Raw genomic sequence first — 24,430 nt, 5'->3', positions numbered from 1 at the left:
AGGGCTGGCGCTAGTTCAATTCTCAATTAGGAGCAATCCGCATTTTATAATTAAAGACTTTTTAAACACTCCTTTTAATAAAATGCTAATGTAAATGACAATTATTCCTATTTACATATATACTTTAGTTGAATATCCTATTGGCGATTTTTTAAGGCTGCTTGCCGCAAATTAAATAAAAGCTAAAGGAGAGCTTACGTTGACGACTGTATTTGCATTTGGTTTAGTCCTCTGCGTGTTAGCGTGTACAGTCTTGTATGCTGGAACCCCAAATCAACAGTGGTTTAAAACACGCCCTTATTCATTTAAAACAGCCATCATCGGTTGTATTAGTCTCTGTACTGTCGCCACTTTTTGTTTCAGCCAGTCGTTTTCAGTAGCCGCAGCAATTTATACGACTTTCACGCTTAGCATGCTTGGTTTAAGCCTTGTACCTCTTATAACACGGTGGGAGAAGCCTTTAACCGCACCACGGGGTAATAAATCTACGTTATCTCGCGACCAAAGTAGTCAAGCTAATCCGCCACAATGGTGGCTAAAAAGTATTGGAGCACTTGTACTGGGGCTTCCTCTAGGTTTATTTACTAGCGCACTTATCACTTTTGCAGTTTTTGATAACACGCCTTTAGACGTTAAAACACAACACCTTATGTGGTGGATAGTACCTGTCTGGCTCACGCTTATAGCACTTATTTACTTTTCTCACCGTCCACTTCGCATCTTTACCGCTATCGCTCTTTTAACCGTTGCAGAGTACCTAGCAATACAGGTCTTGATTTAAACCATGAAATTAGAAAACTTTAAAAACTACCAAAACATTCATATTTGGACAGGCATTTTAACTGGGCTTTTATTGTTCATCTGCTTTGCAACGAGTGCTTTTACCATGTTTAAAGGGCCGCTGAACACCTGGGCTCTACACAGCGAAAATACCATGCCTGCCATCGCTGAAAGCCAGTATGACGACCTAATACAACAAGTACTTACTGAGCACCCAGAAGCAGGTAAAGAAATGACGGTGTATTTGCCTACCGCAATGACAGAACATGCGCCGGTTCAATGGGTAGTGAGAGATGAAGATACTCATGATGCGGTCTATTGGCATGCTTCATTGGATGAGAACGGACAACTTATCAGTCAGCAAGCATTTCTTTCAGATATCGGTGATTTTCTTGATCATTTACACAGAACCGCAGGGATCCCAGGAGGTGACGATCACGATGCGGTAGGTATCTGGATAATGGGTATCGTTTGTATACTCTACTTTGTCGCCATTGTATCTGGTCTGGTTATATTTCTCCCCACATGGGCAAAAGACTTATTTGCCCTGCGAAAGGCAAAAAAAGCAAAACGTTTTTGGGTAGATTTTCACAATATATTAGGTATTTCAGCCCTTCCTTTTCACATCATCATCGCGGTAACAACTGTGGTATTCGCTTATCACGATATCCTTTATGGCTCTATGCAAAGCCTTGTTTATCAAGATAAGCCTATGTTTAATCGACCCGCTGCAATTGACGTGGTTCGAAACAACGAAAACCTTCTCTCTATAGAAACATTACGCCAGAAAATTACAGAAACTGAGCCTGACTTTAATATGGCTGAACTTCGCTTTTCAGGTCTGGGTACGCCGCGTTCTAGATTGATCATTGGTGGCGAACTTGAAGGTGAGATCATCCGCGGTCCTTATTACGCGTTCTGGGTGACAGACCCATACACTGCCTCAGCTGGGTATACGGCAATGCTGCCTTCAGTTTCAGGCGTAGCGGGTAAAATTGTGAATAGCTTTTTCACGCTGCACTTTGGGGGTTTTGGCGGCAGTGCAATTCACTGGATTTATTTTGCATTGGGATTAAGCGGCTCACTGCTATTCCTAACGGGCAATATCATTTGGATAGAAGGGAGAAGGAAACGTTCGACAGCTAATGCTCCTGCCACACAGAAACGCTCGGTGAGAATTTTATCGCGCCTAACTGTCGGCGTTTGCACAGGTACCTTAGTTGGGATTGGTTTATCTCTTTTGGCGGCGAAGCTTGTATCGGCAGCACAAGGTAACATTCAACTCTATCAGCACCTTGGCTATTACGGCGGGTTCCTAGCAGCGATAGCATACAGCTTTTGGGTTCCCCCTCTTAAAGCAGCCATTCACAGCCTTTGTGCACTTACCGTCATAGCACTTAGCCTTATTGTAGTGACCTGTGTTTATTGGAATGCCAGCGTATCTAGCACCATAAATATCGCGTTTATCGGAGTCGCTATTTCGCTTATTGCGCTGTTTATTTTGATTGCGAAACGTCTGGCTGCAAAGCGCACGCTTGTGCCCCAAGACGGTGTCTGGCAATAACCTAAATCCAACCTCTGGCGGGTGTTGACCGTTGGCAACCGCCAGAACTTTACCACTTAAGCAATAAAAAGAGCCTCGTTCAAAGCGGCCGTACTACTTTGAGAAATAATAAGGAACTACTTTTATGAGAAACACATTTCCGGCATCGTTATCTGTGATAGCAATGGCAATATCAACGGTCGGCTTTACTGCCAATGCTCAAAATGTACCAGCCCCTGACGGGCGTGTTGAGGAAATTGAGAAAATCGTCGTACTAGGTGAAAAAGCCAATCGTACGCTAAAAAATTCAACATCATCCATATCTGTACTTACCGCAGATGAGATAAACAATACGCAATACAAGTCTGTATCTGATGCCCTGTCAGAAATCGCCAACGTAGTAACGCTTTCGGGAGCATTGCCCGACATTCGCGGTGTTTCGGGTAACGGTGGCGCTGGAGGCTTTAATTCAATTGCCGGTGGTGCGAAGGGGCGTGTATCGACCTTAATTGATGGTGTAGCACAACCTTTTGTTGCCGATTTAAGCGGCGATAGCGGTATGTGGGACTTACAGCAAATAGAGGTTTTCAGAGGTCCTCAATCTACAAGTAATGGGCGAAATAGTATTGCAGGCTCTGTCTTTATTAAGACTAATGATCCTTCATTCGATTGGGAAGGCGCAGCCCGAGTAGGCTATAGAAATAAAGACCAATATATTGATACTGCTGGTGTTATATCAGGCCCTATTATTGAAGAAGAACTAGCGTTTCGTTTAAGTGTGCAAACGCTTAACGCAGATACCATTACCAATGGTGAAGGTTTTGAAACTAACCCTCCAGACTACGACATAGATGAAATTGAAACCCGTCGCGTGCGCGCGAAGCTTAAGTGGGAGCCTAGCGACGACCTTTCATTTATGCTTACACACACCTACAACAACGAAGAAGGTGACACGGGGCGTATTTATTATGAGCTTGAAAATTTAGACGAACGAAATCGCGTATTTTTTAGAAATATTGAAACTGAAATATCTACCACCTCGCTCCTTACAGAATATGCAGTAAATGATAACTTCTCGTTCGACCTTATATTGGCTTATATGGATTATCAGTGGGGCTTTGACAGTTACGAAGCATCTGATGAAGACGAACAAACTCTAGTATTCGATGAAACCAATACCACGGTAGATGCAAAGCTAAACTTCGCGTTTAGTGGTGGTGAAACCACAGGTTTTATTGGTTTCTATTACTTCGAGCGTGAGCAAGATATTTTAAGTACGGGCGCATTTCCCTACTACGGTGACGACGATAGTGAATCAATCGCACTATATACCGAAGCCAACTTTACTTTATCGGATAAGCTCACGCTTACCGCGGGTGGGCGCCTAGAAAGAGAAAGCCAAGACAGGCACTTCGTTTATGACCCCATCGACGATGTGTACATAGAAGATACTAACATTTTCCTTCCTAAACTCGCGCTAACCTACGATGTAGATGAAAGCACTACATTGGGTATCAGTGCTCGTAAAGGGTATAACGCAGCGGGTGGTGCTCTAAACTTCACAGCTCAAGAGTACTATTACTACGATGAAGAAGAAGTCTACACCTACGAGTTGAGCTCGCGTACATCGTTAAGTAATAATACATTCATTAGTGCTAACCTTTTCTATAACGACTATTCAGGTTTTCAAGCATTAAGCTCGACCCGCTTCATAACGAATATGCCAGAGGTAACAACTTATGGCTTGGAAGCGGAGCTGCATACAAATCTCACTGACGACCTACAGCTTAATGCGGGTATTGGGTTACTTAACAGTGAAATTACCGATGCAGGTGAGGAATACCCTGATGTGGATGGTAATGAACTGAATTCAGCACCCTCTTTTAACGCAAATGTAGGGGCTAAATACTGGCTAAACGAGACATTCAATGTCGGCGGCTCGGTCCGTTACATTGGTGAATACTTTGGCGACTTTTCAAATACTGAGGAGCGCGTGGCAGGAGACTATACTTTGGTGCGCCTAACTGCTGGCTATGAAACTGACAACTGGTCTGTTACTGCATTTGTAGACAACCTTTTCGACGAAACCGCCATTGTGACGCAAGAGCCAGTCAGTGCTCGTAACCCAGGGGGCTACGCTGCCATTGCGGACCCGAGAAACGTTGGAGTTTCTGCTACTTATAAATTTTGATTTACTTTAAAGAGTAAACTCCTGCAAGCCACCACCGCCCGCGACGTATTGCGCGCGGTGGTTTAGGCTTTACCGCTTACTGCGCAGTGAAAAGCTAATCGATGACTTCAAGCTCCCTGTGTAGCATCGAAGGGTTATCTACGCTTAAATATAGGGTCGAAATACTTTCATTTAGTAAAGCCATACCAGAATAATATGTTTGGGGTTTATTGAAGGTAAGTTTGACGTTAGCAGCGCCCCTTCCAAAGTGAAAATCCTCTTTGGTTAAATTTCTACTCCACTCGCCAACTTCAATGCTTTCTATATTCGCTTTTGGAATCACAACCATTCCCCACCAAGAGTTATTCACTACAACCTTGTCCTGCCAAACAAAGCAGCTGTAGTTTTTGCTTACCCGGTAGTTCGCAACAAACATGATCACTAGATAGAACACCAAGGTGGCCACCACCATGGCAATCGTTTCACTAAATTGCGATAGCAATACATAAGAGGCATAGGTTGTGATACTCAAAGCAATAAGTACGCTTAGTAAATGCCACCACTTACCAGAAAGTAACTTCAGGTGCACTGCGCTTTTCACATGCTTTTTGCTGAAGCTAGGTATAGCGTAATACCAACTAGCAGGTTCGTGAGCCAACATTAAAGCAAGCTCTAGTTGCTTAGCCTCTTTGCTACCTTTTTCTGGCGCTTCAGCTGTTTCATATTTTTCGAGCATGTGTATTCGTGGGTCGCCGCTTAGTTTACGTGCGCCCCAAAGTGCTTTTACGATAGTTACTATTAGCACGACTTCAATAACCATTAACACAGCAATGATGGGGTATTTTAGGTAGCTGATAAACGCAAAATAGTGCGCCAGCTGATCCGGGTAGTTATAACGAGCTATCAAGCTACTTAGCGAAAATATTAGCAGTATTTTCCAAAGAGCCTGTTCGCCAATACGAATAACCCAGAAGTAGTACAACACCGGCAGCACAAGGAAATAAACCAACGAAACAAGCGCCGTATTACGCCAGCTTGGCTCTGATATGATATTGCTAAAGTTCAGCGTAATGTCTGGCAAGGTACTCGGTAAGAACCATGTGCCTACATAAAAACACGCCGCAGCAACGATTAAAAAAGCAATTCTGTATTTGACGGGTTTACGCATATTTCATCCCTGATGCGTTAAAAATAAAGGACGCTAAATAGCTAAACAATTGATATACAATACGAAAAAGTGGGGTCAGAGTAAATTAATTTGATGGCGGGGTCGTCTGACTTTGGCGAAATGTACTCTGACCCCTTTACTTTTATGCAGCTTTTACTTTGGTGGTTGTTTCAGGCTGTGAAACGTTAGTTACTAATTGGGGTTCAACGCTACTAAGTTCATTTTGATTTTGGCTATCACGAACGTTCTTTTGAACCGTAATGGCAGCAAATAAGCTTAAGGTAAACGCCATTCCGAAAAAGCCTTTTTCGCTTAACAAGAGTTCGGCGTTCAGCAATCCAATAACTAACAGTACAATGGCTGAACCGGTGGCTACCGCTGAAGCTAAAAAGTATGCTTTGGTCGTAGGTACACCTTCCATTTTATCCCGTACCGTTTTTTGCAAGCTTACCACTGAAAATAGGCCAAAAAGCATAATAGTGAAGTAATAACCTTTTTCGTTAAGGGCCATAGGTGCATTGTACAAGCCTATAAAATAAGCACCTACGCCTACAATAAGTGCAGCTAGTGACGCGATTCGAAATGCTTTAGTGGGTTTATTCATGTTTTGCATAGTAAAATTCCTAAATATTCTCTATTTGACCCGTATGGGTAAACGTAACGGCCTTGTTTGTTAAATCGTACTTTTGCATATAGCGAGCAAGGCTTCCGAAAGTGGTGGTTTCTACCTTGCGACCGTGGTCTGACAAAGTTACGCCATCGCTGAACATACTTGCTAAGCCAAGTTTCGCGCGGCTCATATTTACTTTTTGTGGCACAAAATGGGCCTTAGCATTTACCTTTAGCTGCGCAATATCAGTAGTTGAGTAAATTGCAGCGTTTAAAACATCGAGGGTGTACTCCGTGCAGTTCTGGCGTTCACTATTAAACGGGTTAGCCACTACCGAATATCGAGCATTGTGAAGCAGCTTAGCTTTGTCATCACGATATAGATTCACTAACGCTTGTTGCACCTCTACTGAAGGAATTATTATTCCTGCCTCTAGCGCATACGCGCCCCAGAAGAAATCTACTGGATAGTCGGTAATCAAATGACTTTTGCCCTTCTCATCTGCGTCTTGATATAAATTGTGTATGGCATAGCCCTTAGCCGTATCGCCATTGCTTAGCTCAATACTTGAGTAAATAGCAATAGCGGTATGAGTAAAGCGTATGCCTTTCGGCATATCCTCAATAGGTCTGCCACGTCTGGCAATAATAAATGCCTGGGCCCCTTCAACTGCCGCATACTTTTCCACATTCTTTGAAAAAGTAGCGATCGCTTCTGGCGTAAAAGTAGGCTTACCGTGCTGCTGACTACCCGCGTATACGTCATGAATACCAGACATCAATAGTACAAGTGTAAACCCGATTGAAGTTATGTAGGCTTTCATGTCTAACCTACCGCTTAGTATTAGTTGTGGTCGTGATCACTTTGGTCTTAGTACTAACCACTTGGTTTGGGGCTGGGTCGGCAGTAATAATGGTTTCGGTTATCACCAAAGGTTGGTTATCCGCCACTGAAGACTGATGGCTAGCCTGATGAAGGTTGCGAGCACTTTCATTCACGGCGCTTTCTACCACCGCGCTTCCGGCTACAACCGCACTCCCGGTCAATACCACAGGTACTGCCACGACTGCACTTGCTACCGAAGCGGTTGTCGCTAAGCCTTCAGAGGCAGCTAATGCACTGTGCTTACTGGCTTTGCCGCTATGATCAAAAGAATCATCTGCCATTGCAGCATGGGTAAGAAGCGCACTACTTAATAGTGCAGTTAACATCAATGTTGAACGTGTATTTTTCATATCACTTGCTCCTAGTTTGTTAAGACAAGATGTGCCTGAACACTTTCCACACTAGAACCAAGAATAAATTTCGTAAACCAAAATGATTAATGTAGTATTAAATTACACCACAAGTATAAAAAAGTAATACCATGAGCCAAATTAGCCTTGTGTACGACACTTTGAAACAATGCTTACGGGAACAGCGACTCACCTATAAGCAGCTTGCAGAAGCGCTTGATGTTAGCGAAGCGAGTGTAAAGCGTAACTTTTCGTTGCAGGCATTCAGCCTTGATAAGTTAGAGCAGATTTGTGAATGCTTAAACTTGTCATTAAGCGATTTATTTAGCCTTTCACAAAAACAGCAGGAGAAGATTTCGCAGCTGTCTGAACAGCAAGAAATGGAATTGCTTGCTAACCCCAAGCTATTACTTGCCGCGGTGTGTGTTCGTGACGGCTGGCGCTTTTCAGAACTCATCGAACATTACGATATTGATGAAGTAGAAGGCATTAAGCTAATGACAACCCTTGATAGGCTTAAGCTTATCGAGCTGTTGCCGAACAACCATTATAAGCTGCTTATTGCCCAAGACTTTCGCTGGATCCCAGGCGGGCCGCTAGAAAAGTTTATGGAACAAGAAGTCATGGTGAAGTTCATGGATCCAAAAAAGAACGAACCTTGGATGTTCCGCTTTTATTTGCGCGGTCGCTATTCTCAAACCTCGGTTTCGATTATTCAGCGGCGTTTAGAGCAGCTTAGACAAGAAGCTGCAAAACTCAGCAGTGAAGACAACGCCCTGCCAATTGAAGAGCGCCAACATATAGGGCTTTTAATGGCAATGCGACCGTGGGAGCCTTCACTTTTTGAAAACATGAAGCGAAAATAACCCTGACAAAGCATATTTGGGGGTCAGAGTAAATTAAATAGAAAAGTACTCTGACCCCATTAGTTTACTGCGCAGAAAAGTACTCTGACCCCATTATTGGGAGGCGCTTCTTGCCTGCATGGTAGCTGGTACTCTGTTGGACAGCGTTAGGTATACGATACTGGCGATAATTAGCCCCACGAACCATGCGTAGGCGTAAAGCGTATCAAAAATGGCTGGTACGCTGTCTACAAACCCAGCTGCGTGCGCAAAGCCAGGGATATTAGGCAAAATACCAATAACAAGTGCAGCTACGCCCGCCATGTTCCAACCGTTGTTCGCGCCATATTCGCCACTGTGCTGAAACAGCGCATCAATGTTTAGCGTCGATTTTCTTAAAATGAAATAGTCGGCAATGAGGATACCTGCGATTGGGCCGAGCAGTGCAGAATAACCCGTAAGCCAGGTAAATAAATAACCACCCGCGGTTTCAAGCAACTTCCAAGGGAATATAGCAACGCCGATACCCGCGGTGATGTATCCGCCCATTCTAAAGCTAATTTTTGAAGGCGCCATGTTCGAAAACCCATACGCCGGAGCAACCATGTTAGCGGCTAAATTCGTAGTTAAAGTAGCAAGCGCTAATGCCGCGAGCGCAAAGACCACGCCCATGCCGCCCATTCTGCCCGCGAGTGCCACTGGATCCCAAATAGCTTCACCGTAAATGCTTACCGTTGCCGAGGTAACCGCTACCCCAATAAAGGCAAACAACGCCATGGGTAAGGGTAAGCCGATAGCCTGCCCTAGCATCTGATCTTTCTGTGATTTAGCAAAGCGAGTGAAATCAGGGATATTTAATGCCATGGTTGCCCAAAAGCCCACCATAGATGTAAGACCTGCGAAAAACGCAGACCAAAACTGGCCTTCTTTAGCGCCTCCTTCGACAAATTGAGATGGCGTAGATAACATAGCGCCAAATCCACCGGCATTGATGTATGCCCAAGCAAGAAGCGCTAAGCCCATTAAGATCAAAAATGGTGCAGCAAAAGTTTCAAGCCAGCGAATAGATTCAGTACCGTGCTTAATGAAAACCAAATGCATTGCCCAAAAAGCAAAGAAGCACAGGGTTTGGGTAATATCTATACCTAAAAATGGCAGCGCCTGCCCTACAAAAGCGTCGCCGCTTACGCTATTTAAAATAACGTAAATCGCACTGCCTCCCACCCATGTATTAATGCCAAACCACCCGCAGGCTACAAGGCCGCGAGCCAGAGCAGGGATCTTCGCGCCTTTGGTACCAAAAGCACTACGTAGCAATACAGGAAAAGGTAAACCGTATTTAGCCCCCGCGTGACCAATTAGCATCATTGGCACCAGCACAATAATGTTGCCCAACAGCACGGTTATCACTGCCTGATACCAGTTCATGCCTTCAGACACTAGCCCAGCAGATAGCAAATAAGTGGGCACACATACCACCATAGCCACCCATAACGCCGCATAGTCCTTCCACCTCCAGGTTCTTGTTGCCTCACTGGTGGGCGCCAAATCTGGGTTCCATAAATCGCCATCGTATTGGGAAGGTTTTGTCATGGGTTGATTGTTGGTGTTATCCACGATCTATTTCCTTGTTGTTTTAGTGCTGCACGCGCATGTCTTTTTATAAATAAAAAACAGGGCCTTACGAAGCGTTACTGTTTACAAAATATCGAATATTTTGCTGATTCCTTGGGTGACATTTTTTGAAAAAATGCCGCATTCTTTTTAACTAGCGAAAACGCGCTATTTAGCGATAAGCCACCGATAAGTCGCTGATGAGAACAGAAGCAAAAATGCTGCCGTTTTGCGCTTACCGATAACGAAACACCTAGATACCGTTTTTTAGAATGTCGGTATCTAGGTTAGCTAAATATCTGGCGTTTTCGAGTAAGGGCGTTTTCGAGTAAGATTTAAGTTTTAAGCCAAGTGTCTAAAACGCCTTGCTTACCAAACTAGAAACTTCGTCTAATAGTCACGCCATATGTCCTAGGTTTTGCGTAGGAAATTTGGCTTGTGCCGTAAAATCCTGAAACGTCAAAGCCAATGAGCTCGTGATCAGAATCAAACAGATTATCTACGTAAGCGGCTAGGCTCCATTTGTCTTGACCATCAACCCAAGTTAAACGTGCATCGGCCATAGCATAGCTATCAATTTCATGAGCGGTAAAATTACGCGCATTGTGAAAAGTTTCAGATTGATAGTTTGCTGATAGCTGTGCCGCCATGTTTCCTTCGAACGCATCCCAATTATACCTGAGCATAGCAGACGCCTGGTATTCAGGGGTAAACGGCGGCGTTGTATCAGCAAAGTAACCTGACGCCACTTCTAAATCTTCAACCACTGCATCGGTATAAGAGAAGTTAACCATTACATCTAAGCTGTCTGTTGGCGTTAAAAATACTTCAAGCTCTACCCCACTAAACGACGCTTCTTCATTCGTTACCACTCCGGCATTATTTACCCATGAAAAAGACTGGTAATCGTTGTAGTCGTAGTAAAAGACATTAGCATTAAACACGCCGCTTCCCTGCATAAAACTGTGCTTTAAGCCAGCTTCGTAGGAGGTTAGCTCTTCAGGCTCATAAAAACTGAACCCTCCGAATAAGGGCGCATTAAAACTCCCTGCTTTAACGCCACGATTAATTCCCGCGTAGTACAAACTATTGCCAATACTATATTCCAACTGAAGCTTTGCAGACCATAAATTTTGGTCGTTGCTTTGCGAAAGCATTTCTAAAGAAGACGTGCTGGTGTCAATCTCAATAACTCGGTCGTCGGTGTTCTCGTTCTGATAAACATTACCCACAAAGTCTTTGTCTTCACGGGTATAGCGTAAGCCACCAACCAGAACAAGGTCGTCAGTCAAGCTATAGTCGACTTGCCCAAATACAGAGTATGACTCGGTTTCAAGGGCCACTAAGGTATTATTTTCTTCACCGCCTAAGAAAAAGGTGGTGGGTGAGCCCGCTAAGCCTTGACTGTAATCAGTGTCGATAGAAAGGTAATAAAGCCCTCCAACCCACTTTAAGTCGGCAGTTTCACCTGAAAAGCGAAACTCTTGGCTAAACTGTTCAATGGTGCTATTTGACTGGAAGATAAGTTCAGGAGACGCCGTTTGGTCAGAATCTAGACCAACGGTACGCTTGAATTCTTTATAGTCTGACATTGCAAAAAAATCGAAGCTTTCGAAGGCATAGTCTAGTGTTGCCGCTAAGCCTTTTGACTTGATTTTGTTTTGATCGTCAAAGGCGAAGTCTTTATTTACCTTATTGCCCGAACCGTCAGGGTCAAAGTTGCCGTTGAAGTCACCACCTTGCACTGGACGGAATGGGTCGCCATTGAAATTACCATCTACACAAACACCCGCTTGGATAGTGTCACAGCCTAGAGGATCGTCAGCAGCGAAAATGACATCTATCACATTGCCCGCGGCATCTTTCACTTCTGTGGTATTCACCACCTGATACGGGCCTTCACTTTTGGTGGTATCAGACCAGTTACCGCTTACAAGTAAGGTGCCCTCCTCGCCAATATCAAACATTAGCTGAGCACGAAACGCTTTAGTATCGTCGTTATAGCCGTCCTCTCCGCCGCCTACTGAACCCAAGCGCGTATCGGGTGCTGCACCGTCTTCGTAAATATTTTCAAGTATTTCACCTTGCTGATTGGTAAACCCAGAAAAGCGACCATAAATGCCGTCTGCTATTTCCCCGGATATTGCTCCTTCAAAACGATATTGTTCGAAACGGGCTGCGGTAAATTCCGCATAACCTTCGGTGTCGGCGGTAGGTTTTGCGGTAACGGTATTTACCAGCCCACCCGTAGCGTTTCGGCCAAATAATGTTCCCTGCGGACCTTTTAAAATTTCTATACGAGCTACGTCGAATAAGCCAAAGGTTTGGGCTTGGGTACTTGCTAAATATCCGCCGTCCACGTAGACCGCCACCGGCGCTTCCGCCAAGTCAGCGTAGTCGTTCTGTACCACACCTCGAATATTAAAAATAGCGCGCTGCCCACCAATATCCCCGGCTAACGACACGCCTGGGGTAAACGCAATAAGCTCGGTACTGCTTTCAAGACCAAGCGCCTCTAGCTGCTCCCCCGAAAAAGCGGTAATAGCGATACCCACATCGCTTATATTCTCGTTGCGCTTTTGCGCGGTAACTTCAATACTTTCCCAAACATTCTCTGCAGCAAAGGCCGCTGGCGTACTTAACGCCATCCCAACGGTTAACGCCAGCAGACGCTTGTGTGTGTTTAACGTATGCATGTTTTACTCTCGTTTATAGTTCTTTTTAACAAGCCTTGCGGCGGTGTTGTCCCGATATTTTTATAAGAGTAACTGTCGACGTGAACTGCTTATCGATTGCCACTGGGGTGCAAACCTAAAGCAGGACTGGAGAGTAACTGCCAAAGGTTTGCGGGTTTAAATTGTTATAATTAATGGCATAGCTTTTACTACCCACCGCCAGTGAACATTTGCCGTTTTTAGCTAAAGGCATTAATGCACCGGCAGCATGTAGTTTTTATTAACTTGTTAGTTAACTAGGAAATGAAAAGCTGACTCCTTCTCTAACACCACTTGAGGGCCAACGTTGGGTAATAGTTTTGCGTTTAGTATAAAAACGCACGCCGTCAGGTCCGTATGCATGAAGGTCGCCAAAGAGTGAGCGCTTCCAACCACCAAAGCTGTGATAAGAAACAGGTACAGGCAGCGGTACGTTTATGCCTACCATGCCCACCTGAATATTGTCGGAGAAATAACGGGCAGCTTCACCATCGCGGGTGAAAATGCAGGTGCCGTTGCCGTATTCATGCTCGTCAATAAGCTGCATGGCTTGCTCCATACTTTCAACGCGCATTACCTGTAATACCGGGCCAAAAATTTCAGCCTTATAACTTGTCATTTCAGCCGTGACTTTATCGATGAGCGTAGCACCTAAGAAAAAGCCAGTTTCATACCCCTCGACTGTTGGGCTTCGCCCGTCAACGACTACTTTAGCGCCTTGCTCAGCTGCACTTGTTATGAAGCCTTCTACTTTCTCTTTATGCTGCTGTGTAATAAGCGGGCCAAAATCATTAGATGCATCGTCAAATGCCCCCACTTTTAAGTCTTTCATCGCCAACTGCATTTTATCTACAATCTCATCGGCTATCTTGTCGCCCACGGCAACCACCACAGAGAGCGCCATACAGCGCTCGCCCGATGAACCAAAGGCTGCGCCTAACAGTTGATTAACCGCGTTATCAACGTCAGCGTCAGGCATAACAATGGCGTGATTTTTAGCCCCGCCTAGTGCTTGGCAACGCTTGCCGCTAGCATTGGCTTTTGAATAGATGTATTCGGCGATAGGCGTTGAGCCTACAAAACTTACTGCTTTGATGCGCTCGTCATCGAGTATTTGATCAACCGCTTCTTTATCACCATTGATTACATTGAAAACACCGTCGGGTAACCCAGCTTCTTTAAGTAGCTTTGCTAGGAAAATAGCGCAGCTTGGGTCTCGTTCTGATGGTTTTAAAACAAAGGTGTTACCGCATACAATGGCGAGCGGAAACATCCAAAGCGGCACCATAGCCGGAAAGTTAAATGGGGTAATCCCTGCCACCACACCAAGGGGCTGAAACTCGCTCCATGAATCTATACTTGGGCCCACATTTTTACTGTGTTCACCTTTAAGCAACTGCGGCGCGCCACAGGCAAATTCTACGTTCTCGATACCTCGCTGTAGTTCGCCTGCCGCGTCATGGCTTATTTTTCCGTGCTCGGTGCCAATTAGCGCGATAATTTCATCAGCATGCTCTTCAAGTAAGCTTTTGAACCTAAACATAACGCGAGCCCGCTTGCTTACCGGCGTGTTTCGCCATTGTGGAAAAGCTTGGTGCGCGTTAACAATGGCTTCGTTTACGGTAGCCTTCGATGCCAGTAAAACCAGCTTCTCTGCTTCGCCCGTTGCTGGGTTATACACATCTTGCATACGCCCTTTTGGGGTACAGGTTTCACCATTAATAAAGTGGCCTACTACTTTCATTGGGTATCTAATCCTTCAGTTATGCGTCTTTGCACGCGCTGTGATATCCGCGCTGGTAATATAAAAGTGCGTCGGCGTCTTGGTCTTGTTTAATGTCTACTACTTGGCAAAAAAGCACATCGTGTGTAGCAACACTTTTTACATCTATGATCACGCAATCAAAACTGACTGCGGCATCGAGTAGTTGAGGGCAGCCAGTTGCTGACTCGCCCCATTCGCCAATTTCGAAGCGTTCACTCATAGGCGCTTTACCACCGAAGGTGTTTGAAATTGACTGATGCTGCGAGGTTAGCGTGTTAATAACCAGATGCGTGCTGTTCTTAAATACCTTATGCACAGAAGCGCTGCGGTTTAAACACACCAGCAAAGTTGCTGGGCTGTCGCTTACGCTGCACACTGCCGTTGCTGTAAAGCCAGCGCGCCCTTCTGGGCCAGTCGTTGTAACGACGTTTACCGCTGCCGCTAAGCTAGACATGCCTTCACGGTATTGCTCAGGCGTAACCGGGGGAAGCACTTCTGTTACTGCGTTTTTTATTGCTGTAATAGTCATACAAATATCCTTTGTGTTGGCGTTACAATATTTGACAAGCTTGCTCGAAACTTAAGCGAGGCAAACGTTTGTGCACTTTCTTTCCATCGCCATAACCAATGTTAAGTAAGAAGTTCACCTTCCACGTGCTATCGGAAAAGAATGTGTCGTTAAGTAATTTGGGGTTAAAGCCAGACATGGCACCGGCATCAAGACCGAGTGCGCGCGCGGCGCTAATTAAATAAGCGCCCTGCATGGAACTGTTTCGCATCGCGGTTTCATAAGCGGCTTCAGGGCTTGAAGTAAACCAGCTTTTCGCATCCGCATAAGGAAATAACGTAGGTAGTTCTTCATAGAATTCTTCGTCGAAAGCTACGATAACCGTGCAAGGTGCGGTCATGGTTTGCTCTACGTTACCGCTTGAAAGACAAGGCTTGAGTTTTTCTCGCCCTTCATCTGAGGTTATAAAAACAAATCTCGCAGGACTGCAATTTGCTGATGTCGAGCCTACTTTCACCAAGTCATAAAGCTGCTTTAGTACCGCTTCATCTATCTTTTTATCGAGCCATGTAGTGTGCGTATGAGCACCGCTAAATAACTGAGCTAGACCACTTTCGCTAATGGGGGCCTTTATTTCATATTCAGCTTTTTCTGATACCGTCATTTCAAATTCTTTCCAGTTTTTAAAGATTGTTAAGTACTGTTTTAGCCGTCTAGGTATTGGGTTAGCCGATTAAGCTATGCGCGCTAAGTAATCCCATACCAATTTATTAAATTCCTCAGGCTCGGTAATGCTTGATGCATGACCGCCATATTCCATTACCGATAGCTCTGCGTTAGGCATGGCATCAGCTAGTATTTTCGAGCGCTGCCATGGAACCAAAGTGTCGTCTTTATTTGCCAGCGCTAATGTTGGTGTAGTGATATTTGCTAGCTTGTCATCGATATCGAACGCACTTAGCGCGCCGATACGAGCTAGCAAGTTATCTACATCCGGAAAATTGTTGAGTAAATGTGCCTCTTCATCGTCTAAATGCTGGGCATTAGCAGCTATCCAATCAGGTGGAAATAGCAGCAGTGCTTGCAGTTGTAGGTACATATCTTTTCTATCCGCAGCGAGTAAGGCTTTGCGTATGTCAAAGCAGCGCAGAGTGTGCGGATTGGGGCTACTCCATGCGTTCACTAGCACTAGGCTTTGCAGAAGGCTGGGCTGAGTTAAACCGAGTTCTAAGCCCACCAGCCCTCCAAGTGCATGCCCAACAAAATGGCATTGCTGTACTTCTAGTTTTTTCAGCAAAGCGGCCAGTTCATTGGCCATATCAGAAATACTGTAGTTCGCTGGTAAATCACCCACACTTTTGTTGGTTCCAAGCTGGTCGTAAGTTATCACTCGGTAGCCTGGGGTAAAGTCAGCCAGTTGAGGCTGCCAAAACTTAGCAGCCCCGCCTAGCCCTGAGCTGAAAACAACCGTTGGCGCGTCGGTCGACGTCAGACCATGTATTTCGTAATGTGTCTTGCCGTACATTTCGCTGCGTATTTCGCCCTGCATTTTGCCGCTCATGTGGGCGTAGCTTGCCTGCGTATCAGAAGGCATAAAGCTCACCTATATAAAACCAATGAGCACAATTAATGGGAAGTCCAAACATAACCGCTTACCCAATGTGTGCTGTAGAGGCAATTTCAATTAAGGCTTCAGGCTTTACCAGCCCAACTTTAATGCAGTAGCGAGCAGGCTTTTCGCCTGGGAAGTATTCGGCGTAAACCTTGTTTACCGCGGCATAGTCGTCCCAATCGGTAATAAAAATTGAGTTGAAGGTGACGTCATCCATAGTGCCACCCGCCTCTTCAATTACACTTTTTATGGTTTCTAACACATGGCGAGTCTGCGCTTCAGCATCACCTACATGCACCACATCATTGTTTTCATCAAACGGCAAAGTGCCTGACACATAGAGAATATTGTCAGCCATGGAGCCCGGAACAAAAGGGGCTATTGGCGTTGACGTACCCGCTGGAATAATGGCTTTCTTCGGCATGTTCTTATCCTTTTCATTGCGCTTTCTATGCATTGCTGCCTGGCGCCTATAAATGGTTTATTTCAAATCGTGTAAACTGATTTATCGCGTTGTTTTTGTCTGTGTAGCTATTTGAAGCTAAGAAGAAACGCCTAACTCGCCTCTTCAAACACTTCACAGAACTGCGCGGTGGTAGACACCCACCCGAAAAACGTCTGAATGTTGAAAAGTGAGGCCTCGTGAATATCTGGCGGGCCAGCTTGATATGCCGCATCAGCCAGCACAACACCAAAATATTCCAGGTGAAAGCCATCGCGCAGCGTAGATTCAACACACACATTAGTTGCAATGCCTGTAAACACTAAGTTGCGAATACCACGTGCGCGCAGCATGCTGTCTAAATTAGTATTGTAAAAACCGCTGTAACGGGTTTTCGGAATAACGATGTCGCCATCCTGAGGCTTTAGGGCATCGACAAGCGCGTAATCCCATGTCCCCTTGGCAAGCAAACAGCCCTTTAGCTCTGGTTGTTTACGCATGGTTTTAAGGGCATTAGATTTGTACCAATTCGGCGAACCTGGGCCGCCCGCCTCTTTATAGTCGGCATCCCATCCATTTTGTAAAAACACCACCGGCATACCAGCTGCCCGTGCGGTTTCCAGTACCTTAACGGTATTCTCAATGACTGGTGCCGTGGTGGAAACGTCAAAACCCGCTTTGTCTAAGTAACCATTTTTACTGGCATAAGCATTTTGCAAATCCACCACAATTACGGCAGTTTCCGCAGGGTTTAACGTTAACGGTTCAGGCTTAGCTGGTAGTACGGGCTGCCCTGTTTGGCGCGCTTGAAAGCACCCTGACACTTCAAATATTTCACCGGCTGACATTAGGCGGCTCCCGATGTACTAAGCAAGTGCTGGCGTGATTTCATTAGCGGCTGAATTTTAGTGCCAAAATCGTCCATGCCTTTAAGGAAGTCATCAAAGGTCAGCAACACACCTTCACAGCCTGGCACTGTGGCTATTTCATCAAGCATAGAAGCGACTGATTCATAAGAGCCAACAAGGGTACCCATATTCAGGTTTACCGCTGAGGTTGGATTGGTCATGTCGCGAATGTTGGTGTCTTTGCCTGACTTTTTGTCTGCCGCGCCTTGCGTTGCCATCCAATCTAACGCTGACTGATCTTTACCGTCTTTATAGCTTTCCCATTTAGCCATCGCTGCTTCGTCGGTTTCATCAGCAATGATCATGATAAGTACCGCGGAGCCAACGCTGCGACCTTGCTTTTCAGCGGCTTCGGTCAAGCGCGCAGCGGTAGGCGCAAATGCGGTAGGTGTATTCACACCTTTACCAAAACAGAAGTTATAGTCGGCGTGACGGGCCGAGAAATCCATGCCCGCGGCACTTTGCCCAGCACAAATAAGCGGTATTTTACGCTGTGGTTTAGGTAGCATGCGGCAGTCATCCATTTGGAAATGCTCGCCTTTAAAATCACTTTTCCCTGTTTCCCAAAGCTCTTTCACAACTTTGATGTATTCATCTAAATATTCGTAGCGGTTACCGAAAAATTCATCGCCCGGCCACATGCCCATTTGCGAATATTCAGGGCGTTGCCAGCCAGTAACCAGGTTGACCCCAAAACGTCCGTTAGAAATAGAATCGATAGTACTTGCCATGCGTGCCATGATCGCTGGTGGCAAGACCAACGTTGCAGCTGTGGCATACAGTTGTATTTTTGAAGTAACAGCGGCAAGACCAGCCATCAAGGTAAACGACTCTAAGTTGTAGTCCCAAAACTCTGTTTCACCGCCAAAACCGCGCAACTTGATCATAGAGAGCGCGAAGTCCATATCGTACTTTTCTGCCTTCATTACAATCTCTTTGTTGAGATCGAACGATGGTTTGAACTGAGGCGAATTTTTAGAAATTAACCAGCCGTTGTTACCAATCGGAATAAATACACCTATATCCATGTTGTTCCCTCTGCTTGTCTGCGTTTTAAGCGGTTTACCCCGCTTTTTTTAAGGTTGCCGAATTCAAAACATTGAAGTGGCGGTATACATAGTGAACAGCACAAAGCAGGCCAATTTATTAAACACTTAAATTTCAATAACTTAAATATCTTTAACTTTGAAATTAGACCTATTGGTTCAATTTGGAACATCCAGTCCAGTGCAACTGAACTTAATTGGTGCATATTTGTGCAAATGGGTTTATAGGTTAGAAAACTGCGCGTAAACTATGCGCCAGATTGCAGAAATCCGGTTAAGAAGAATTGAGTAGTGAGTAAATCTGAAGACCAATTAAATACAAAAACAGCAAGAGCATTTAGCCCTACTACCCAGAAACGAAGAGAAAAGGCGCTTCAAGAAAAGCGTAACCGCATTATGGATGCTGCCCTTTCTCTGTTTTCAAAAAACGGTGTAAGCGGCACAACCGTAGAACAAGTATCGGAATTAGCGAATGTATCAAAGAGTAATTTACTGTATTACTTTAAAAGCAAAGATGGCCTTTACTTATCGGTAATCACTCACCTATTAGATGTATGGCTAACGCCGCTACAAAGCTTTTCTGCAGAACAGGAACCCATAGCCACCTTGAGTGAATACATAAAAGTAAAACTTGAAATGTCCCGGGACAATCCGGCCGAATCTAAACTTTTTTGTATGGAAGTGGTACAGGGTGCTCCTCTTCTAATACAGGAATTAGAAACGCCGCTAAAGGCCTTACTCGATGCAAAAAGCGCTGTCATTAACGAGTGGATAAAAGCGGGTAAGTTAAAACCTGTTGACCCCATACACCTAATTTTTAGCATTTGGGCTATTACGCAGCACTACGCAGATTTCAGCGTGCAAATTAAAGCGGTCACCGGCAAAGATTTAAGCGAGCCCAACTTCTTTAATAGCACGCTTAGTAACATTCAGCACATTATTTTAGACGGGCTAAAGCCTTGATAAAAACCTAATCAACCGGGGGAACACTTAATGTGTTTTGTTCAGATAACACCTGCAGTAGGTCGTTATAATTTTTGAGTGAGTACTAAAAGCCCCCTACAAAGGTAATAAAGACGAACTGTCTTTTAAAAAATTCTTAAGGCGCTCAACATTGGTTATAGCTATTCCTCCATATCGTTTCTCTATGAGTTGTAAGTCATACAGCTTAGTAAGCGACTTATGTGCGGTAAGTACTGTTACTCCCAACCTCTCTGCATAATCGCTTTGCCGCAGGGGTATAACGTCACTTTGTGTCGTCAAATAAGACTGGTAAATCAACTTAGCCAACTGAACATAAGTGGGTAAACGCCGAATATCATCTAGTCTTTCTAGCGCCGCATGAAGCTTTATTGCGAGCGATCGAGATATGAAATCAGAGATTACAGGATGCTGGTTTATAAGAGAACGAAAAGCAGGTTCAGGGACCTGTAATATCTTACATGGCGTTAGCGCTTGTGCGTGGTGGGTTCTGGCAAGTGAAGCATATAGCGTAAATTCTCCAAACGTATCTCCGCGTTGCAGTATAGTGGTAATTTGATAACTGCCGTCTAATCCATAATTACCTATTTTAACTTCTCCAGACATAACAATAGACAACCCTTTGTTTTTGCTACCTCTATCGTGAATAGTCGAGGTCGCGGCATAGGTTTTTACCTTTCCAAAGGGTATACAAATATCGAGATAATCATCAGGCATAACCGTCTGCTGTATACCGTGAATGTAAGACATGCTCATCAAATCTATATAAGTATATATTCTGCAATGTTAACGCAATGTAAATTCACACTCAACAATCGTGTGTGGGAGTAATTACTATGAGCTATCAATGGGCAATTTTGGCCGTTTTTGTTACGTTTGCTTTGCTGGAAGCCAAGAGCGGTAAGCTATTTAAAAAAGCTACGGAAGTCAGCGATGATGGAAAAGTAGAACTTATCGGTACGTTACTATTATTTACCGTAACACAACCTCTGGTTCTCTTTTGCTCTGCCGCAATAATGGCGTTAGCATTCCCCCAATTTCAGGGGGCACTTACAGATTCCCCTATTCTTTTGCACCTAGCACTGCTTTTAATATTTGATGACATGATGCAATACTGGTGGCACAGGCTTTCGCACTCAACCCGATTTCTCTACAACTTACATCGAGCCCACCACAATGCTAAGTACATGAGTGTTCGTATTATCTACAGAAATAACTTCTTCTATTATCTATTTATGCCGTCATTATGGTTTTCTGGCGCGCTAATTTATTTGGGGTTAGGTTGGACCTACGCCTTTTATTTAGTGGCAAAGCTTACTGTGATAACTGGCGCTCATGCAGAGTGGAAGTGGGACAAAGTACTGTACAATATACCTTGGTTACACCCTATTGCTTGGGTGGTCGAGCGCACCATATCAACGCCTTCTACACATAGTGCGCATCATGGATTAAAAGCAGATGACGGCGTGACCAATTACAAAGGTAATTACGGCAACCTATTGTTCTTTTGGGATGTATTATTTGGTACCGCTAAGATAACAAGGCAATATCCTGCGCAATACGGTATTGAGGGTATGTTTTACGCCGACTGGAAAGAACAACTAATTTGGCCGCTGTACAAAACCCCGAGAAAGCCAAAGCAGTTAAAGACTGAGTCTTCCAATAAGGGCTTACCTGTGCTTAATTCAGAGCAACTAACAAAGCAACAGGCAGCGAAGACTAGCGCTTAGTATGGCATCAAAAGTTTATGGGGTCAGAGTAATGACTCTGACCCCATTGTTCGTGATAAACTAGCAGTTCGAAATGAGACAGAGCAGCGCCATACTATGAATGAACAACCCAATAACCCGCTTCACGGCTTAACGCTAGAGAAAATCGTAACGCAGCTTCATGAGCGCTACGGCTGGGACGGGTTGTATTACCGCATAAGAGTGAACTGCTTTAACAACGACCCTTCGATTAAATCGTCACTTAAGTTTCTTAGAAAGACCCAGTGGGCGCGAGATAAAGTAGAGCAGCTTTATATTCAAACGTTTAGTGAGTAGTCACTGATAAAACCGCGTTTTACAATGCACCATATTTTATTGGGGGTCAGAGTCCTGACTCTGACCCCACTGTTATTTTTTACTAGGCGTCTTTGTAGAGTGTAGCTATCCACTTCTCTTCATTGATGAAATTCCAACTCCAGTCGGCCCACTTTTCATCTAGGCCCATCGCTTTTACTTCATCAAGGGTTTTGCCGTCTTGCTTGAGTTTCTTAACGTAGTCAAAGGTTTCGCTGATCATAGCTAAAAATGCGGTGTATTCTTGCTTGTTGCTGATTTCGCCGTGGCCCGGAATGATAATGGTCTCGTCATCTATTTTCGCTAGCAACTGCTCTACCGATTCCATGTAGCCTTCTACATTGCCACCTGCACCTTGGTCAATGTAGGGAAAACGACCATTGAAGAATAAGTCGCCCGTGTGCATGACGTTGGGTTGCTCAAACCACACTACGCTATCGCCATCAGTGTGACCTACCGCTAAATGCATTACATGTAAGGTCTCACCATTAAAGTAAATTTTAATGCCATCTTCATAGGTAATCGTTGGCAGGGCTTCCGGTTTTATCTTTTCATCGTTAGCTAAGCGTACGCGTACATTTTCATGGGCCAGAATGGTCGCGCCTTTATGGCTGTGGAAAAATGCATTAGAGCCTGTGTGATCGCCGTGATAATGCGTATTTATCACATATTTAGGCTTGTCACTGCCTAACTCACCAAGCTGAGCCGCTATTTTTTCAGCTAGAGGCGCAAATTGATCGTCGATGATCAGTACCCCGTCTTCCCCAGCTGATACGCCAATATTTCCACCTGCGCCTGTAAGCATGTGCACAGAGCCTTTTATCGCGGTTGCCTTTACTTCAACATCGGCGAACCTGTCTTGTGCATTGGCTGGATGAACCGATGAATAAATTAAAGGACTAGCAGCTAAGAACGCAGCTACAATGTGGGCGCTAAAACGAGGGGCAGTTTTCATTATTATTTCCTTGTAAGAAGCCTGTTTAAATAAGACCTCTTACACTATGACCTAATTTCACAATTAGATCATTTTTTCGTCATTAGGGATATCACCCACATAAGCAAAACGAGGGAGTGTCTCGCCGTCTTTTTCTACTGACTCCAAAAACATATCCAGAGGGCGAACCCATAACGCCTTTTCGCCATAACACGGCCGATATACCACTAATTTACTCTCGTCTTCTGAGTGGGTGGCTACTTCGTAAACATCGTATAAATTGCCTTTATAATGCTTGTAACGGCCGGGGGTTTTAAGTTGTATTGAATCCATTGTGACCTTCAAGGTAAGTGTTGCGTCAAAGAATAAGGCGCTAGTGTTAATTAAATTGGCTCAAAAGGCAAAACCAGCTGTTGTGTTGATTGGTCGGCGGCGAGGCCTATATGCACGCCTACAAGACGGATGCCACGCCCTGTTGCGCGTTCAAAAGCTTCCTGCATTAATGTACGAAAATAAGCTTCATCAAGCGTAGCGCAACGATGTTCAACCGTGGTCAGCTGAAAGTCGTTAAACTTAAGCTTTACGCCTTGTGTGCGAATACGCACAGGCTTGCCCGTCCGCTTCTTATGGTTTTCCATTCGCTCCTGAAGCTTTTCAAACAAATGGGGCAAGAAGTCGATGCATTGCTCGATAGTGTGTATATCTTCGCTTAGCGTGCGCTCTACGCCTATAGACTTGCGCTCTCGAGATACTGACAACTCGCGCTCATCGATGCCATGAGCCCGTTCCCATAGCACACTACCGAATTTGCCCAGCTCTTTTTGAATGCGCTCAAAAGGATACTGGCGAACGTCGTTACACGTATTCAGCCCCATGCGCTGAAGCTTTTGCATGGTAACTTTGCCCACGCCTGGAATTTTCTTTAGCGGCATCTCCCGTACAAACTCATCAAGTTTATCAGGCGTGATCACGCAAATACCGTTAGGCTTGTTTTCATCGCTGGCTACTTTTGCCACGAATTTGCAGGGTGCGACCCCTGCTGAAGCGGTAAGACCTAATTCGTTTTGAATACGCGCGCGTATTTCTTCAGCGATTAACGTAGCGCTACCACCACAAAACTCACTGTTAGTAACGTCCAAATAAGCTTCATCTAATGATAGGGGTTCAATAAGGTCGGTATAGTCTGCAAAAATTTTACGTATTTTTTGCGACTCAGCGGCATACACCTCCATTCGCCCTTTTACTAGCGTGAGATTGGGACATAATTTTAGGGCATACGCTGTTGCCATAGCCGAGCGCACACCAAATTTGCGGGCGGGATAATTACAGGTAGAGATAACACCGCGACGGTCGGCACTGCCGCCAATAGCAATGGGAATATCGCGCAAGGCTGGGTTATCGCGCATTTCTACTGCGGCGTAAAAACAATCCATGTCAACGTGGATAATTTTTCGCATTACCTGCCTTTGTTCTTAACGTGCTCACACGAAAC

Annotated in this window: 24 protein-coding genes; 7 read left to right on the top strand and 17 right to left on the bottom strand. The window is 44.8% G+C overall.

The window, feature by feature from the left end; translation table 11 throughout:
- The first annotated feature begins 199 nt into the window (after positions 1–199).
- From ACYX4N_RS04705 to ACYX4N_RS04695, 3 genes are all read left to right on the top strand, one after another.
- Positions 200–781, top strand: a complete 582-nt coding sequence (locus tag ACYX4N_RS04705; protein ID WP_476055758.1) for a hypothetical protein — start codon at positions 200–202, stop codon at positions 779–781.
- 3 nt (positions 782–784) lie between these two features.
- The gene (locus ACYX4N_RS04700) at positions 785–2,344 is read left to right on the top strand and encodes a PepSY-associated TM helix domain-containing protein (protein ID WP_474857438.1); all 1,560 of its coding nucleotides are present in this window, start codon (positions 785–787) and stop codon (positions 2,342–2,344) included.
- A gap of 124 nt (positions 2,345–2,468) precedes the next feature.
- The gene (locus ACYX4N_RS04695; RefSeq protein WP_476055757.1) at positions 2,469–4,514 is read left to right on the top strand and encodes a TonB-dependent receptor; all 2,046 of its coding nucleotides are present in this window, start codon (positions 2,469–2,471) and stop codon (positions 4,512–4,514) included.
- A 94-nt stretch (positions 4,515–4,608) separates the two neighbouring features.
- Here the strand turns inward: ACYX4N_RS04695 and ACYX4N_RS04690 are convergent, their stop codons facing one another.
- The 4 genes from ACYX4N_RS04690 to ACYX4N_RS04675 form a co-directional block, all read right to left on the bottom strand.
- Positions 4,609–5,661 carry a hypothetical protein gene (locus ACYX4N_RS04690; RefSeq protein WP_476055756.1) on the bottom strand — a complete coding sequence of 351 codons (1,053 nt, stop codon included), beginning with the start codon at positions 5,659–5,661 and terminating at the stop codon, positions 4,609–4,611.
- A gap of 142 nt (positions 5,662–5,803) precedes the next feature.
- Positions 5,804–6,274 (bottom strand): inner membrane protein YiaA, encoded by a 471-nt coding sequence (gene yiaA / locus ACYX4N_RS04685; protein ID WP_476055755.1) that lies wholly within the window; start codon positions 6,272–6,274, stop codon positions 5,804–5,806.
- A 10-nt stretch (positions 6,275–6,284) separates the two neighbouring features.
- A complete protein-coding gene (locus ACYX4N_RS04680) occupies positions 6,285–7,094 on the bottom strand; it encodes a DUF2145 domain-containing protein (protein WP_476055754.1) in 810 nt (269 codons plus the stop codon).
- Between the two features lie 7 nt (positions 7,095–7,101).
- Positions 7,102–7,506 carry a hypothetical protein gene (locus tag ACYX4N_RS04675; RefSeq protein ID WP_476055753.1) on the bottom strand — a complete coding sequence of 135 codons (405 nt, stop codon included), beginning with the start codon at positions 7,504–7,506 and terminating at the stop codon, positions 7,102–7,104.
- 131 nt (positions 7,507–7,637) lie between these two features.
- On the opposite strand from ACYX4N_RS04675, the gene ACYX4N_RS04670 reads away from it, so the two are divergent.
- A complete protein-coding gene (locus ACYX4N_RS04670) occupies positions 7,638–8,372 on the top strand; it encodes a helix-turn-helix domain-containing protein (RefSeq protein ID WP_476055752.1) in 735 nt (244 codons plus the stop codon).
- Positions 8,373–8,465: 93 nt separating this feature from the next.
- On the opposite strand, the gene ACYX4N_RS04665 is transcribed toward ACYX4N_RS04670, so the two are convergent.
- The 9 genes from ACYX4N_RS04665 to rutA form a co-directional block, all read right to left on the bottom strand.
- Positions 8,466–9,968 carry an NCS1 family nucleobase:cation symporter-1 gene (locus tag ACYX4N_RS04665; protein WP_476055751.1) on the bottom strand — a complete coding sequence of 501 codons (1,503 nt, stop codon included), beginning with the start codon at positions 9,966–9,968 and terminating at the stop codon, positions 8,466–8,468.
- A gap of 374 nt (positions 9,969–10,342) precedes the next feature.
- Positions 10,343–12,661, bottom strand: a complete 2,319-nt coding sequence (locus ACYX4N_RS04660; RefSeq protein ID WP_474804710.1) for a TonB-dependent receptor — start codon at positions 12,659–12,661, stop codon at positions 10,343–10,345.
- A 271-nt stretch (positions 12,662–12,932) separates the two neighbouring features.
- Positions 12,933–14,423, bottom strand: a complete 1,491-nt coding sequence (locus ACYX4N_RS04655) for a CoA-acylating methylmalonate-semialdehyde dehydrogenase (RefSeq protein WP_474804707.1) — start codon at positions 14,421–14,423, stop codon at positions 12,933–12,935.
- Between the two features lie 19 nt (positions 14,424–14,442).
- On the bottom strand, positions 14,443–14,973 hold the full coding sequence (locus ACYX4N_RS04650; protein WP_474804704.1) for a flavin reductase: 531 nt from the start codon (positions 14,971–14,973) through the stop codon (positions 14,443–14,445).
- Between the two features lie 22 nt (positions 14,974–14,995).
- Entirely contained in the window at positions 14,996–15,616 is a 621-nt protein-coding gene (locus ACYX4N_RS04645; protein WP_474804701.1) for a malonic semialdehyde reductase, read from the bottom strand.
- Between the two features lie 69 nt (positions 15,617–15,685).
- Positions 15,686–16,546 carry a pyrimidine utilization protein D gene (rutD, locus tag ACYX4N_RS04640; RefSeq protein WP_474804699.1) on the bottom strand — a complete coding sequence of 287 codons (861 nt, stop codon included), beginning with the start codon at positions 16,544–16,546 and terminating at the stop codon, positions 15,686–15,688.
- A gap of 58 nt (positions 16,547–16,604) precedes the next feature.
- Positions 16,605–17,021 (bottom strand): pyrimidine utilization protein C, encoded by a 417-nt coding sequence (gene rutC, locus ACYX4N_RS04635; RefSeq protein ID WP_474804697.1) that lies wholly within the window; start codon positions 17,019–17,021, stop codon positions 16,605–16,607.
- A 98-nt stretch (positions 17,022–17,119) separates the two neighbouring features.
- Positions 17,120–17,854, bottom strand: a complete 735-nt coding sequence (gene rutB / locus ACYX4N_RS04630) for a pyrimidine utilization protein B (RefSeq protein WP_474804694.1) — start codon at positions 17,852–17,854, stop codon at positions 17,120–17,122.
- Entirely contained in the window at positions 17,854–18,942 is a 1,089-nt protein-coding gene (gene rutA, locus ACYX4N_RS04625; RefSeq protein WP_474804692.1) for a pyrimidine utilization protein A, read from the bottom strand. Before rutA ends, rutB begins: the two co-directional genes overlap by 1 nt.
- A 309-nt stretch (positions 18,943–19,251) precedes the next feature.
- Between rutA and rutR the strand changes: the two genes are divergently transcribed.
- Positions 19,252–19,923, top strand: coding sequence for an HTH-type transcriptional regulator RutR (gene rutR / locus ACYX4N_RS04620; RefSeq protein WP_476055750.1), 672 nt, complete (start codon positions 19,252–19,254; stop codon positions 19,921–19,923).
- Positions 19,924–20,019: 96 nt separating this feature from the next.
- Here the strand turns inward: rutR and ACYX4N_RS04615 are convergent, their stop codons facing one another.
- Positions 20,020–20,691, bottom strand: a complete 672-nt coding sequence (locus ACYX4N_RS04615; RefSeq protein ID WP_476055749.1) for a Crp/Fnr family transcriptional regulator — start codon at positions 20,689–20,691, stop codon at positions 20,020–20,022.
- Positions 20,692–20,777: 86 nt separating this feature from the next.
- On the opposite strand from ACYX4N_RS04615, the gene ACYX4N_RS04610 reads away from it, so the two are divergent.
- Both ACYX4N_RS04610 and ACYX4N_RS04605 read left to right on the top strand, forming a co-directional pair.
- Positions 20,778–21,671, top strand: coding sequence for a sterol desaturase family protein (locus tag ACYX4N_RS04610; protein ID WP_476055748.1), 894 nt, complete (start codon positions 20,778–20,780; stop codon positions 21,669–21,671).
- 96 nt (positions 21,672–21,767) lie between these two features.
- Positions 21,768–21,986 carry a VF530 family protein gene (locus ACYX4N_RS04605; RefSeq protein WP_476055747.1) on the top strand — a complete coding sequence of 73 codons (219 nt, stop codon included), beginning with the start codon at positions 21,768–21,770 and terminating at the stop codon, positions 21,984–21,986.
- 82 nt (positions 21,987–22,068) lie between these two features.
- Here the strand turns inward: ACYX4N_RS04605 and ACYX4N_RS04600 are convergent, their stop codons facing one another.
- The 3 genes from ACYX4N_RS04600 to dinB form a co-directional block, all read right to left on the bottom strand.
- Positions 22,069–22,959, bottom strand: a complete 891-nt coding sequence (locus tag ACYX4N_RS04600) for an MBL fold metallo-hydrolase (protein WP_476055746.1) — start codon at positions 22,957–22,959, stop codon at positions 22,069–22,071.
- A gap of 63 nt (positions 22,960–23,022) precedes the next feature.
- Positions 23,023–23,271, bottom strand: coding sequence for a DUF1653 domain-containing protein (locus ACYX4N_RS04595; protein WP_474857428.1), 249 nt, complete (start codon positions 23,269–23,271; stop codon positions 23,023–23,025).
- A 50-nt stretch (positions 23,272–23,321) separates the two neighbouring features.
- The gene (gene dinB, locus ACYX4N_RS04590) at positions 23,322–24,395 is read right to left on the bottom strand and encodes a DNA polymerase IV (protein WP_476055745.1); all 1,074 of its coding nucleotides are present in this window, start codon (positions 24,393–24,395) and stop codon (positions 23,322–23,324) included.
- Positions 24,396–24,430: the final 35 nt, after the last annotated feature.

It is taken from the genome of Alteromonas sp. ABH4_452 (assembly GCF_056311825.1).
This window is presented reverse-complemented; position numbering and strand designations above follow the sequence as displayed.